Source organism: Acinetobacter sp. X9 (assembly GCF_054889255.1).
On sequence record NZ_CM142679.1, the window covers coordinates 494888 to 509480 of the forward strand.

Annotated in this window: 9 protein-coding genes, 2 tRNA genes, 3 rRNA genes and 1 pseudogene; 13 read left to right on the plus strand and 2 right to left on the minus strand. The window is 42.1% G+C overall.

The features are described from left to right. Positions 1-21: 21 nt before the first annotated feature. Complete coding sequence (locus ACYU0V_RS02475; protein ID WP_461848905.1) at positions 22-627, minus strand: 2OG-Fe(II) oxygenase; 606 nt, start codon at positions 625-627, stop codon at positions 22-24. Between the two features lie 117 nt (positions 628-744). On the opposite strand from ACYU0V_RS02475, the gene ACYU0V_RS02480 reads away from it, so the two are divergent. The 12 genes and pseudogenes from ACYU0V_RS02480 to ACYU0V_RS02535 all read left to right on the plus strand — a co-directional run bounded on the left by ACYU0V_RS02480 (position 745) and on the right by ACYU0V_RS02535 (position 11954). Then, positions 745-1602 carry a 23S rRNA (adenine(2030)-N(6))-methyltransferase RlmJ gene (locus tag ACYU0V_RS02480; RefSeq protein WP_016143005.1) on the plus strand — a complete coding sequence of 286 codons (858 nt, stop codon included), beginning with the start codon at positions 745-747 and terminating at the stop codon, positions 1600-1602. Between the two features lie 41 nt (positions 1603-1643). Next, positions 1644-2477 carry a CDP-diacylglycerol--serine O-phosphatidyltransferase gene (gene pssA / locus ACYU0V_RS02485; RefSeq protein ID WP_002119541.1) on the plus strand — a complete coding sequence of 278 codons (834 nt, stop codon included), beginning with the start codon at positions 1644-1646 and terminating at the stop codon, positions 2475-2477. A gap of 17 nt (positions 2478-2494) precedes the next feature. Further along, positions 2495-3582 (plus strand): annotated as a pseudogene (locus ACYU0V_RS02490) (DUF6670 family protein). 444 nt (positions 3583-4026) lie between these two features. After that, positions 4027-5564 (plus strand): 16S ribosomal RNA (locus ACYU0V_RS02495). Between the two features lie 59 nt (positions 5565-5623). Beyond that, positions 5624-5700, plus strand: a tRNA-Ile gene (locus ACYU0V_RS02500). 55 nt (positions 5701-5755) lie between these two features. Beyond that, positions 5756-5831 (plus strand) — tRNA-Ala (locus ACYU0V_RS02505). A 352-nt stretch (positions 5832-6183) separates the two neighbouring features. Continuing rightward, positions 6184-9074: ribosomal RNA gene (locus tag ACYU0V_RS02510) — 23S ribosomal RNA — on the plus strand. A 21-nt stretch (positions 9075-9095) separates the two neighbouring features. Continuing rightward, the gene (locus ACYU0V_RS02515; protein WP_447512500.1) at positions 9096-9230 is read left to right on the plus strand and encodes a hypothetical protein; all 135 of its coding nucleotides are present in this window, start codon (positions 9096-9098) and stop codon (positions 9228-9230) included. Between the two features lie 32 nt (positions 9231-9262). After that, positions 9263-9377, plus strand: a 5S ribosomal RNA gene (rrf, locus tag ACYU0V_RS02520). Together the 16S, 23S and 5S rRNA genes with 2 tRNA genes alongside form the textbook arrangement of a ribosomal RNA operon. Positions 9378-9522: 145 nt before the next feature. Next, complete coding sequence (locus tag ACYU0V_RS02525) at positions 9523-9918, plus strand: putative signal transducing protein (RefSeq protein WP_461848909.1); 396 nt, start codon at positions 9523-9525, stop codon at positions 9916-9918. A gap of 167 nt (positions 9919-10085) precedes the next feature. Further along, positions 10086-10649, plus strand: a complete 564-nt coding sequence (locus ACYU0V_RS02530) for a DUF4256 domain-containing protein (protein WP_461848910.1) — start codon at positions 10086-10088, stop codon at positions 10647-10649. 141 nt (positions 10650-10790) lie between these two features. Beyond that, positions 10791-11954, plus strand: a complete 1164-nt coding sequence (locus tag ACYU0V_RS02535) for an acyl-CoA dehydrogenase family protein (protein WP_347745645.1) — start codon at positions 10791-10793, stop codon at positions 11952-11954. 30 nt (positions 11955-11984) lie between these two features. Here the strand turns inward: ACYU0V_RS02535 and ACYU0V_RS02540 are convergent, their stop codons facing one another. Further along, complete coding sequence (locus tag ACYU0V_RS02540; protein WP_347745630.1) at positions 11985-12584, minus strand: TetR/AcrR family transcriptional regulator; 600 nt, start codon at positions 12582-12584, stop codon at positions 11985-11987. Positions 12585-12770: 186 nt separating this feature from the next. Here ACYU0V_RS02540 and ACYU0V_RS02545 point away from each other — a divergent pair, with 186 nt between their 5' ends. Continuing rightward, positions 12771-14576 (plus strand): acyclic terpene utilization AtuA family protein, encoded by a 1806-nt coding sequence (locus tag ACYU0V_RS02545; protein ID WP_461848911.1) that lies wholly within the window; start codon positions 12771-12773, stop codon positions 14574-14576. Positions 14577-14593: the final 17 nt, after the last annotated feature.

Consider the following 14593-nt stretch of genomic DNA (forward strand, 5'->3'; position numbering starts at 1 on the left):
ATCAAATTTAAAGAGTAACCTTTAAACCCAAATGGAATTTCCACTACGAAGCCAAGCTGTAATAGAGAGTCTTTGTTGTTTTGAGGTTAATACTTCATGTAATAAATCACTTTGAAATATTACTAGGCGATTGGGTTCAGGATTAACAATATGCCATTTCTCGTTTTTATCTTGTAGTCGTAATTGTCCACCCCAATCTTCTTGCCATTCTGGATGTAAGTAATAGACAGTTGACATCATACGATCATTTTTTTGTTGAGGATTGTCTCGGTGTAAAGCATAGAATTCACCTAAATTATAACGGGCAAAATGAGCTTCAACCTCTTTAATTCCTAAATAGAATGCTTGATTTAAACTTTGTGAAAGTAAACTTAAAGTTTCAATATGTTGCTGAGCAATAGGAAGTTGATCGTTAATCCAAAGAATATGGTCACTACGAATATTACTAACTACGCCGTTTTGAATACCTGCTTCTCTAAATTCATCCATGTGATGGCTGCACTCATTGGCGACCTGAGCGCGATATTGATCGGGATAGGCCTGATTTATAATGGCAAAGCCATGCGTATTTAAATCATCTAAAATTTGATCCAAATTCCATGAATCAGGAAGCGAGTGAGAGTGCATATAACCTCAGGTAGATCGTAAAAATATCAAGCAGCTCTATTTTAGATGATCACAACCTTACGAAAGAATATTTTTTTCATGTTAAACTATTTGTTGAATTGAGGAATTAAAGTCAACATGAATTACCGTCACCATTTCCATGCGGGCAACTTTGCAGATGTTATGAAGCATGTGCTTTTGCTACAGCTGCTCAACCGTTTAAATGCTAAAGATAAACCTTATCGTTATATCGATACGCATGGAGGGGCAGGCAAATATGATTTATCTCTGGCACCTGCACAAAAGTCTGGAGAGTTTCTCACAGGCATTCATCGTCTAGTTCAACTATCTGACATGGAAAAGCGTCAGGCACCTGAAGCAATCCAGCAATATTTGAAATTGGTCGAACAATTACGTTCTGAGGAAGGAAAGGGTAGTTATCCTGGTTCTCCTTGGTTTGCCCTGCAAGGCATGCGTGAAATCGACAAAGCGACTATATTTGAAATGCAGCGCGATGTATTTCAGCAATTACGTCATAACATTCGTGATAAACGTGCAGGTTTACATGAGCGCGATGCATATGAAGGCTTGCTTGGCGTAATTCCGCCAAAAGAAAAGCGCGGTCTGGTTATGATCGACCCTCCTTACGAATTAGAACGTAAAGACTTTCCGCAATTAGTTGAACTTTTACAACAAGCTTATAAAAAATGGCCAACAGGCGTTTTTGCAGTTTGGTATCCAATTAAAGACCGAGCGATGATTGAGCGTTTTGAAAAGAAAATGTTTAAAACGGGTATTCGCCGTCAGTTAGTTTGTGAAATTTGTGTATGGCCAGATGATACTCCTGTAGGTCTAAATGGTTGTGGTTTATTAGTGATTAACCCACCTTGGCAGTTCTCAGAACAAGCAGACCAAGCACTACAGTGGTTATTCCCGCATCTACGTATGCAAGAAACTGGTGGTCACGCTGCTGTTCGCTGGTTAGTAGGTGAGTAACAGTTAACTTAAATCAATGCACATGTTTGGAATAGAAAATAATGACAAATGCGCCTAAACCAGAGCAAGATTTAACTCATAATGAACATTCATTTGATGGGATTACATTTGAAGTGGTTGAAGAAGAAGATAATCCGGAAGGACAAAAAGTGAAGCGCCGAGGTATTTATCTTTGGCCTAACTTAATTACAACCGCTGCTCTGTTGTCCGGTTTCTATTCCATCATTGCAAGTATGAATGGGGATTTTAATCAAGCGATCTATGCCATTTTTATTGCAGCGCTATTGGATGGCTTAGATGGTCGAGTTGCTCGAGCAATTGGCGCTCAAAGCGCTTTTGGCGAACAATATGATTCTCTCTCGGACTTGTTAGCTTTTGGTGTGGCTCCAGCAATGCTGATGTATAGCTGGAGTTTGCATGATTTAGGCCGTATTGGTTTGGCTTGTTGTTTTGTTTATACAGCCTGCGCAGCCTTCCGACTAGCGCGTTTTAATGTGCAAATTGGCGTTGTTGATAAGCGTTATTTTATCGGCATTGCAAGTCCACTCGCTGCTATTATCATTATTTCACTCGTCTGGGTTGCTCGCGATTATCCTTTCATTTTTGATTTACGTGATATTGCGATTCAAACTATTAATGCTGTTCTTATGGTAATTGTGGGATTACTCATGATTTCCAATATTAAATATTATTCTTTCAAGCAGATGGATCGTAAACGCGTTCCTTTTGTAGTTATGTTGCCAGTAGTACTGATTTTTGCGGCAATCACTTATAATATTCCAATGGGCATTTTGACAGTTTCAATTATCTATGCTCTATCTGGTTTTGTTACGACTTTATTTGCACGCAAGAGTAATGAAACACTAAAAACATAAAATAGAAGAGGTTCAGTATGCCTAAGTTGATAAGTGAAATTAATCAATTACAGCAGCTGGGCCCTAATGGTAAAGAGGGGGTTGTTTATCAACCTTCTCGTGGCTTTTTTAAAATTGTTTATCAAGGCTTGATCCTTCCAAATTTACCAACCCCACTTCGTTATTTTAATTACATTAGTTTAGTGGGACAGCCACGTATTCCTCTGTGTTATAACGCCCACAGCATTACAACTTCAGCTATCGACACTGCAACAGTGCTTGTAAGTAATAGCCAACATAGTGTGGGACATTTAAAAACATATTCTATTCGACGCCAATGTCAGTTTGATTCGACGCTATATCAATTTGATAAAACTGATCTGATTCAATGGCAAATTCCCATGATTCGCCTTCAGCGATTAGATCCAGAAATGGGATGTGATCTTACGATTCAGATTTCAGAAAACATATCTAATGCCTCTGCTTTGCAGTGGGGTGTTTCTGACTATTGGTCAACACTATGCGTATGTGAAGGTGAAATTTTTTATAAAGGACAGAAATATCAAATTGAAGGGTTGGGGCGATTTAAACACGCGCGAGCTTTGCATTTGCCGTTCTTATCTTTATGTTTCTATACGTGCCAAATTATTAACTTAAATGAAACTACGCAGCTTACATTCTTACAAATAAGAAATCAGTGGAATATCATCCTATGTTCAAGATTAGATATTCAAGAATTTGGAAAGCCTGTTGAAAGTTTTACAGAAGATGTAAATTTACATATCCACAGAGTTTATCCAAAGGTTAAAACACCGAATGGTAAAGAGATGTACTTGCCTAGGGAGTTTTCTTGGCAATGTGAGAAAAATGGAAAAATAATCTTTGAACTTTATGCACAAAGTCGTGGTGATTATAAGTTTGGGTTGGCGGCTGGATATGTGGGAAGCTTTCAATATCAATTAAGCTGGAATGAACAGTGTCTGCAAGGAGAGGGTGGATACTGTGAATATATTGATTGTCGTCCACTTAGATGGCAAGAAAAGAATCAAGACGAGAAAATTTTAGATAAATTGATGCTTTTACAACCATGTTTATATAAAAAATGACTATTTTTATTAGTTTTTGATTAAAAAGCGAACTGTTGTTGCACTAATATTAAAAAAGGTATTGCAAAGGGATCTTAATCATCTATAATGCACATCCATCGGCGGTGATGCAGATAGAAACTTGTTGAAAAACAGTTACTTGTGATTAAGTTGATTACTTTAAGTGATGAATTTGATGGTGAGTTGGTTTTGAGAATGAGTTTTAAAAAATATCGAAATTACCTGTTGACTTTTAAGAGATTAAGAGTAATATAGCCGACCTAGCTTGCTGGTGACGAACCAGGAAGAAGATCATTAAGAGAATTGAAGAACAACTTGTGTGGATTTTTACTGATTGATTAATCGAAATAATTTTCATTGATTGATTGGTTTAAATTACTCGAAGTTTATTTGAGCGAAATTTAAGTCAGTAATTGATGAGCCAGAATTGGTACCTTGTCTTTAAATAAGGTACAAAATGATTTTAACTGAAGAGTTTGATCATGGCTCAGATTGAACGCTGGCGGCAGGCTTAACACATGCAAGTCGAGCGGAGAGAGGTAGCTTGCTACTGATCTTAGCGGCGGACGGGTGAGTAATGCTTAGGAATCTGCCTATTAGTGGGGGACAACATTTCGAAAGGAATGCTAATACCGCATACGTCCTACGGGAGAAAGCAGGGGATCTTCGGACCTTGCGCTAATAGATGAGCCTAAGTCGGATTAGCTAGTTGGTGGGGTAAAGGCCTACCAAGGCGACGATCTGTAGCGGGTCTGAGAGGATGATCCGCCACACTGGGACTGAGACACGGCCCAGACTCCTACGGGAGGCAGCAGTGGGGAATATTGGACAATGGGCGCAAGCCTGATCCAGCCATGCCGCGTGTGTGAAGAAGGCCTTATGGTTGTAAAGCACTTTAAGCGAGGAGGAGGCTACTTTAGTTAATACCTAGAGATAGTGGACGTTACTCGCAGAATAAGCACCGGCTAACTCTGTGCCAGCAGCCGCGGTAATACAGAGGGTGCAAGCGTTAATCGGATTTACTGGGCGTAAAGCGCGCGTAGGCGGCTAATTAAGTCAAATGTGAAATCCCCGAGCTTAACTTGGGAATTGCATTCGATACTGGTTAGCTAGAGTGTGGGAGAGGATGGTAGAATTCCAGGTGTAGCGGTGAAATGCGTAGAGATCTGGAGGAATACCGATGGCGAAGGCAGCCATCTGGCCTAACACTGACGCTGAGGTGCGAAAGCATGGGGAGCAAACAGGATTAGATACCCTGGTAGTCCATGCCGTAAACGATGTCTACTAGCCGTTGGGGCCTTTGAGGCTTTAGTGGCGCAGCTAACGCGATAAGTAGACCGCCTGGGGAGTACGGTCGCAAGACTAAAACTCAAATGAATTGACGGGGGCCCGCACAAGCGGTGGAGCATGTGGTTTAATTCGATGCAACGCGAAGAACCTTACCTGGCCTTGACATAGTAAGAACTTTCCAGAGATGGATTGGTGCCTTCGGGAACTTACATACAGGTGCTGCATGGCTGTCGTCAGCTCGTGTCGTGAGATGTTGGGTTAAGTCCCGCAACGAGCGCAACCCTTTTCCTTATTTGCCAGCGAGTAATGTCGGGAACTTTAAGGATACTGCCAGTGACAAACTGGAGGAAGGCGGGGACGACGTCAAGTCATCATGGCCCTTACGGCCAGGGCTACACACGTGCTACAATGGTCGGTACAAAGGGTTGCTACCTAGCGATAGGATGCTAATCTCAAAAAGCCGATCGTAGTCCGGATTGGAGTCTGCAACTCGACTCCATGAAGTCGGAATCGCTAGTAATCGCGGATCAGAATGCCGCGGTGAATACGTTCCCGGGCCTTGTACACACCGCCCGTCACACCATGGGAGTTTGTTGCACCAGAAGTAGCTAGCCTAACTGCAAAGAGGGCGGTTACCACGGTGTGGCCGATGACTGGGGTGAAGTCGTAACAAGGTAGCCGTAGGGGAACCTGCGGCTGGATCACCTCCTTAACGAAAGATTGACGATTGGTAAGAATCCACAACAAGTTGTTCTTCATAGATGTATCTGAGGGTCTGTAGCTCAGTTGGTTAGAGCACACGCTTGATAAGCGTGGGGTCACAAGTTCAAGTCTTGTCAGACCCACCATGACTTTGACTGGTTGAAGTTATAGATAAAAGATACATGACTGATGATGTAAGCTGGGGACTTAGCTTAGTTGGTAGAGCGCCTGCTTTGCACGCAGGAGGTCAGGAGTTCGACTCTCCTAGTCTCCACCAGAACTTAAGAGAAGTTCGGATTACAGAAATTAGTAAATAGAGATTTAGATCTTGGTTTATTAACTTCTGTGATTTAAGTATCACGGTATTAAGCATGACCTGACGAAGGCGTGTTTATTCATTAACAGATTGGCAAAATTGAGTCTGAAATAAATTGTTCACTCAAGAGTTTGGATTAAGCAATTAATCTAAATGAATTGAGAACTAGCAAATTAACTGAATCAAGCGTTTTGGTATGTGAATTTAGATTGAAGCTGTACAGTGTTTAAGTACACAGACAACAGATAGTAGCGATGAAGAATCGCACGGACAACACTCACTTGTAGGTGTTGACGACTGTTTGGGGTTGTATAGTCAAGTAATTAAGTGCATGTGGTGGATGCCTTGGCAGTCAGAGGCGATGAAAGACGTGATAGCCTGCGAAAAGCTCCGGGGAGGCGGCAAATATCCTTTGATCCGGAGATTTCTGAATGGGGGAACCCACCTACTTTAAGGTAGGTATTGCAACATGAATACATAGTGTTGCAAGGCGAACGAGGGGAAGTGAAACATCTCAGTACCCTTAGGAAAAGAAATCAATTGAGATTCCCTCAGTAGCGGCGAGCGAACGGGGATCAGCCCATTAAGTTATGTGTGTTTTAGTGGAACGCTCTGGGAAGTGCGAACGTAGAGGGTGATATTCCCGTACACGAAAGGGCACACATAATGATGACGAGTAGGGCGAGGCACGTGAAACCTTGTCTGAATATGGGGGGACCATCCTCCAAGGCTAAATACTCCTGACTGACCGATAGTGAACCAGTACCGTGAGGGAAAGGCGAAAAGAACCCCTGTGAGGGGAGTGAAATAGATCCTGAAACCGCATGCATACAAGCAGTGGGAGCACCTTCGTGGTGTGACTGCGTACCTTTTGTATAATGGGTCAGCGACTTATATTCAGTAGCAAGGTTAACCGTATAGGGGAGCCGTAGGGAAACCGAGTCTTAATAGGGCGTTTAGTTGCTGGGTATAGACCCGAAACCAGGCGATCTATCCATGAGCAGGTTGAAGGTTGGGTAACACTAACTGGAGGACCGAACCCACTGTCGTTGAAAAGCCAGGGGATGACTTGTGGATAGGGGTGAAAGGCTAATCAAGCCTGGTGATAGCTGGTTCTCCCCGAAAGCTATTTAGGTAGCGCCTCGGACGAATACCATAGGGGGTAGAGCACTGTTTCGGCTAGGGGGTCATCCCGACTTACCAAACCGATGCAAACTCCGAATACCTATGAGTACTATCCGGGAGACAGACTGCGGGTGCTAACGTCCGTAGTCAAGAGGAAAACAATCCAGACCGCCAGCTAAGGCCCCAAAATCATAGTTAAGTGGGAAACGATGTGGGAAGGCATAGACAGCTAGGAGGTTGGCTTAGAAGCAGCCACCCTTTAAAGAAAGCGTAATAGCTCACTAGTCGAGTCGGCCTGCGCGGAAGATGTAACGGGGCTAAAACTATGTGCCGAAGCTGCGGATTTGACATTAGTCAAGTGGTAGGGGAGCGTTCTGTAAGCCGATGAAGGTGTATTGAGAAGTATGCTGGAGGTATCAGAAGTGCGAATGCTGACGTGAGTAACGACAAAACGGGTGAAAAACCCGTTCGCCGAAAGACCAAGGGTTCCAGTCCAACGTTAATCGGGGCTGGGTGAGTCGACCCCTAAGGCGAGGCCGAAAGGCGTAGTCGATGGGAAATTGGTTAATATTCCAATACTTCTGTGTAATGCGATGAGAGGACGGAGAAGGTTAAGTCAGCCTGGCGTTGGTTGTCCAGGTGGAAGGATGTAGGTATGTATCTTAGGCAAATCCGGGGTACTCTATACTGAGATCCGATAGCAAGCTGTACTTGTACAGTGAAGTGGCTGATACCATGCTTCCAGGAAAAGTCTCTAAGCTTCAGTTACACAGGAATCGTACCCGAAACCGACACAGGTGGTCAGGTCGAGTAGACCAAGGCGCTTGAGAGAACTCTGCTGAAGGAACTAGGCAAAATGGTACCGTAACTTCGGGAGAAGGTACGCTGTTGTTGGTGATGGAACTTGCTTCCTGAGCTGACGACAGCCGCAGAAACCAGGCCGCTGCAACTGTTTATTAAAAACATAGCACTCTGCAAACACGAAAGTGGACGTATAGGGTGTGATGCCTGCCCGGTGCTGGAAGGTTAATTGATGGGGTTAGCGTAAGCGAAGCTCTTGATCGAAGCCCCAGTAAACGGCGGCCGTAACTATAACGGTCCTAAGGTAGCGAAATTCCTTGTCGGGTAAGTTCCGACCTGCACGAATGGCATAATGATGGCGGCGCTGTCTCCAGCAGAGGCTCAGTGAAATCGAAATCGCTGTGAAGATGCAGTGTACCCGCGGCTAGACGGAAAGACCCCGTGAACCTTTACTGCAGCTTGACACTGAACTTTGACCTTACTTGTGTAGGATAGGTGGGAGGCTTTGAAGTTGGAACGCTAGTTCCAATGGAGCCGTCCTTGAAATACCACCCTGGTAATGTTGAGGTTCTAACTCTGTCCCGTTATCCGGGACGAGGACCGTGTCTGGTGGGTAGTTTGACTGGGGCGGTCTCCTCCTAAAGAGTAACGGAGGAGTACGAAGGTGCGCTCAGCGTGGTCGGAAATCACGCGTAGAGTATAAAGGCAAAAGCGCGCTTAACTGCGAGACCCACAAGTCGAGCAGGTACGAAAGTAGGTCTTAGTGATCCGGTGGTTCTGTATGGAAGGGCCATCGCTCAACGGATAAAAGGTACTCTGGGGATAACAGGCTGATACCGCCCAAGAGTTCATATCGACGGCGGTGTTTGGCACCTCGATGTCGGCTCATCTCATCCTGGGGCTGAAGCAGGTCCCAAGGGTATGGCTGTTCGCCATTTAAAGAGGTACGCGAGCTGGGTTTAGAACGTCGTGAGACAGTTCGGTCCCTATCTACCGTGGGCGCTGGAAATTTGAGAGGATCTGCTCCTAGTACGAGAGGACCAGAGTGGACGAACCTCTGGTGTACCGGTTGTGACGCCAGTCGCATCGCCGGGTAGCTATGTTCGGAAGGGATAACCGCTGAAAGCATCTAAGCGGGAAGCCTACCTCAAGATAAGATTTCCCTAGGAATTTATTCCTCTAAAGAGCCGTTCGAGACTAGGACGTTGATAGGTTGGATGTGGAAGCATAGTGATATGTGAAGCTGACCAATACTAATTGCTCGTGAGGCTTGACTATACAACACCCAAGCAGTTGTATATGAAGCATCAATCGATTCATAAATATGCAAAGCAACTTGATTTAGTTAAACACTTAGCTAAAATGAACAACGAAAAATCAGATTCAATCAGCCCATCTGTAAAGATTTGGAAAACGCAACGTATCACACAGTGAATAAAACGAAGCAAGTATCCATAAACAGTTGTGCTGGCGACCATAGCAAGAGTGAACCACCTGATCCCTTCCCGAACTCAGAAGTGAAACCTCTTAGCGCTGATGGTAGTGTGGGGTTACCCATGTGAGAGTAAGTCATCGCCAGCTCATTATTACAAACACCCCCGTTCTAACGAATGGGGGTGTTTCTTTATGTGCAATTTGTATTCTCAATCCTTTAGATATTAAAATTTATTCAAATTATAAAGAAATAAAGCTACTCTAAAATTATTTACCTAATTAGAAATTTAATATGCAATGGATCGTAATTAAAACTTTCTCGTTTCCTTATGAGGCACAAATTGCCAAGACTCAACTAGAAGCATTTGGAATTCCTGTTTATATTGAAAATGAGCATACAATTAATATGGATTGGTTTTATTCTAATGCTTTAGGTGGGGTTCGTTTATTAGTTCCAGAAAACTATGTTAATGAAGCGAAGTCATTTCTTGAAAAAGACTTTAGTGATGAGCTTGAACAAAAGTTTGGGGAGAGTAAAGAATGTTGCCCTGAGTGTGGAAGTTTGGATATAGAAGTTAATAATAAAGGAAAAAAATCTGCCTTTTTAGCGTTTATGTTTTTGGGCCTACCTTTATTTTCTTTTAGAAATGGTAATAGATGTAAGCGTTGTGGACACTTTTGGAATTAAATATATAGTAAACGATTATTGATTATCTTAATTATGGAACCTAATGTAGAGGTATTGGATTTAGTTCTATCTCTGTAATTAATGTACTAGGCGGAGAAGCCATTGATATTAAATAAAATAAATTATTTTGATGGCCGTTCAATTTAATAAATATAAGGACTTATTTAATGGTAGATAAAAAACAGCTAACTCAAAAGCAAATAGAGTTACTCCTTGAATTATTAAAGAATAGATTTGAAAAGAATACATATCGTCATACAGAAATAGAGTGGTCGGATGTGCAAAATAAACTAATTAAGGTTCCTGATAAACTTTGGTCATTGCTGGAAATGGAAAATACAGGAGGGGAGCCTGATGTTATTGCTTATGATCAGCAGAAAGACGAATATTTATTTGTAGATTGCTCTCTTGAGACACCTAAAGGTCGTAGAAGCCTTTGCTATGATCGTGAGGCTCTAGAATCTAGAAAAGATCATCCTCCTAAAAATAGCGCAATAGATGTAGCTAAGGAAATGGGAGTTGAACTTTTAACAGAAGAGCAATATTACCAACTACAAGAAATTGAAGAGTTTGATCTTAAAACATCAAGTTGGCTCAAAACCCCAAATGAGATTCGTAAACTAGATGGAGCACTTTTTGCTGATCGTCGATATGGTCGTGTCTTTATTTATCATAATGGAGCGCAGTCTTATTATGCTGCTCGTGGTTTCCGTTGTTGCTTAAGAGTATAGGCATTGCATTGTATTTGAATAAAAAGAATAGGCTTTGATGTTTTATGCCAAGAAAATGGAGATTCTTGCAACTTTTGATTGATGGCAAACATGACAAGATATGTTCTGGAATTAAATAAAAACATCAGGACACCTGTAGAAATGCAACCCAACCCAATTTACTATAATGAACAACATATTGCTTTTGCTGATAATGTTCGTCGATTTGTACAAAAAGAAATGGCTCCTTTCGTTAATGAATGGGATGAGGCTGAGACATTCCCAAGAGAGCTATATAAAAAGGCTGCTGAAATTGGTCTATTAGGTTTAGGTTTTTCTGAGGAATATGGCGGTATTCCCGATGCAGATCCATTTTATTCATTACTGGCTGGTGTAGAAATGGCAAAAGCTGGTTCGGGTGGAGTACATATTTCACTCATGGTACATACAATTGGAGCACCACCGATTCAGCATTTTGGTAGCGAAGAATTAAAGTCAAAAGTTTTACCAGGGATTATTTCTGGTGAAAAGATTTCAGCATTGGCGATTACAGAACCAGGCGGTGGTTCTGATGTGGCTGCATTACAAACTAAAGCTGTTCGTGATGGTGACTATTATATTGTCTCGGGTGAGAAAACATTTATCACATCGGGAATTCGTGCAGATTATTATACAGTTGCGGTGCGTACAGACCCAACCAAAACAGGTGCTGAAGGCATTTCAATGTTGCTCATTGATGCGCACAGTGAAGGAATTACTAAAACACCTTTAAAGAAAATGGGATGGTGGGCTTCTGATACGGCGCATTTGCATTTTGATCAAGTACGAGTACCAGCATCGAATCTTCTTGGTAAGGAAAATGCTGGTTTTAAAGTTATTATGAATAACTTTAATATGGAGCGATTTTTCTTGGGGGTAGTGGCTTATGGGTACGCGTTAGTCTGTTATGAAGAAGCTTTAGATTGGGCACAGCAACGAAAAACTTTTGGTAAGCGATTAATAGATCATCAAGTGGTTCGTCATAAATTGGTAGATATGGCAACGCAATTAACCTCAACACGGGCGTTACTTGAAGAAACTGCATGGAAAATGACTCAGCCAAAACTACAAGGGCCTGAGTTAGTCGCTCAAATCTCGATGCTGAAAAATGTTGCGACTCGCACTATGCAATTTTGTGCTGATGCGGCTGTACAAACATTGGGAGGTATGGGTTTTATGCGAGGTACTAAGTCTGAACGTATTTACCGTGAAGTAAAGGTCAATATGATTGGCGGTGGTGCTGAAGAAATTATGAAAGATTTGATTAGTAAGCAGCTCGGTTATTAATTCTTGCAGGGTGGTCATTGAGCCACCTTTTTATTTCAAAGCCATTTCCCAAACCATTTCTGTTAACTCATCAATTTTGACTTTACCATCAGCTTTATACCAAGTTACGGTCCACGAAATTGCACCACCAACTAATCTTCGCCAAATAAAGGCATCATGTTTTATCTTGCCTTGAATGCGTAACTTTTCAATGACATCTAACCAGATTTGTTCATATTCATTACGCATTTCTAAAAGATAATCTTGTTTTTCTTTTGACAGCGCAAACCACTCATAAACTAAAACAGCCATGGCTGCACCAGTATCTCCAGTAATTGAAATGAGTTCCGCTTTAATAAGAGCTCGTAATTGGTGTTCTGGATCGGTAGATTGAGCTGCGGCCTCTTCTAAACGAGCAAGATTGTAAATGATAGTTTGCTCCATTACGTGAGCGAGGATGTCATCTTTACTCTTGAAGTGATGAAATAAGCTCCCTGATTGAATCCCAATAAATTGAGCAAGTTCGCGGACGGTGGTTTTATCATAACCTTGTTTGTGAAATAGATAGGCAGCCCCCTGTAATAAACGACCACGCGAGCTATCGTCAAAGCAAGAAATATTTGGAATCTGTTCAATTGAAGTAGCAATCATACGAAAGCTGGATCCTTTATATAAAAATATTTACGGAAAAAATTTTGCTAAATCTCATCATGTTTTAAGCTAGTTGTCGAGTTTGGCAGTTTTAGTCAATTTCACAATAACATTTTGCTCTTTACAAACCAAGCGCTTGCTTGGTAATGTTGAGTGTAATTTTTAAACAAAATAATGAGAAACAAGATGGCAAGTAATCAACAGGATGATGAGCGTGTCGTAAAAATAGGTTGTGCCTCTGGGTTTTGGGGAGATACTAATACTGCTGCTTTTCAATTGGTACATCTAACTGATATTAATTATTTGGTTTTTGATTATTTGTCCGAGATCACCATGTCGATTATGGCAAAAGTGAAAATGGTAGAGCCGAAACATGGCTATGCTTTGGACTTTGTCAGTCGGGTGATGGCGCCTCTACTTAAAAAAATTGCAGAAAAAAAGATTAAGGTCATTAGTAATGCTGGCGGAGTTAACCCATTGGCATGTCGAGATGCTTTGCAAAAAATAATTAAAGAATATGGACTAGATCTAAAAGTTGCCGTGGTGTTAGGTGATGATCTTTTGCCAAAACATGAGCAGCTAAAATCACAGAATATTCAGGAAATGTTTAGCGGAGAAGCCTTGCCAGAACAGGTAGCAAGTAGTAATGCCTATTTAGGTGCGGTTGCTATTCGTGACGCCTTAGACTTAGGCGCAGATATTGTGATTACTGGCCGTGTAGTTGACTCTGCTGTGGTGCTTGCCCCTTTACTTCATGAATATCAATGGTCGCTCGATGATTATGACAAATTGGCGCAAGGTTCGTTGGCAGGTCATGTGATTGAATGTGGTGCCCAATGTACGGGTGGTAACTTTACCGATTGGCGCTTAGTTCAGGGTTTCGACAACATGGGCTTTCCAGTGGTTGAAGTGAGTGAAGATGGCTCATTCGTTGTGACCAAACCACAAGGTACAGGTGGTCTGGTTTCTACTGCTACAGTTGCAGAGCAAATTGTTTATGAAATAGGCAATCCTCAAGTATATTTACTACCCGATGTAATTGCTGATTTCAGCCACGTGCATTTAGAGCAAGTCGGGGAGCACCGAGTTCGTGTGATGGGTGCAAAAGGACAAGCACCAACTACACAATATAAAGTCAGTGCGGCCTATCCAGATGGTTATCGGGTTTTAGTCAGTTTCCTCATTGCAGGACGTGAGGCACCACAAAAAGCACAAATCATTGCCGATGCGATTTTGGCTAAGTGCGAACGTGTTTTAGCAATGCGCTCTGTCCCACCTTTTAGTGAAAAATCGGTAGAAATTTTAGGTATTGAAAGTACTTATGGAGCACATGCTCAGCCTTTAAACAGTCGTGAAGTTGTAGTCAAAATTGCTGTGAAACACATGTTTAAAGAAGCATGTATGTTCTTTGCATCAGAAATTGCTCAGGCTTCAACAGGCATGGCTCCGGCTTTGGCAGGGATAGTGGGGGGGCGTCCAAAAGCATCGCCAGTGATTAAACTATTTTCATTTTTAATAGATAAAAATCAAGTAAGTGTCGAAATCGATTTTGAAGGAAAACGCTACCCAGTTGAGATTCCACAAGGAGTTTCTACAGAGCAATTGCCTAATTTAAAGGCAGGTGAAAATGCAGTTTATCAAGGAGATGAAATTGAAGTTCCTTTGATTGAAATTGCTCATGCCCGCAGTGGTGATAAAGGCAATCATAGCAATATTGGTGTGATTGCACGTAAAGCAGAATATTTACCATGGATTCGTACGGCACTGACTGAACAGGCGGTTGCTAGCTATATGCAGCATGTTTTGGATGCAGAGAAAGGGCGAGTAATTCGTTATGAGTTACAGGGTTTAAATGCACTGAATTTTATGTTGGAAAATGCCTTGGGTGGCGGTGGTGTTGCAAGCCTACGCATAGATCCGCAAGGGAAGGCCTTTGCACAACAATTATTAGATATGCCTGTAAAAGTTCCGGCACATCTTTTAGAAAAATAAAATGAATGGATGAAACA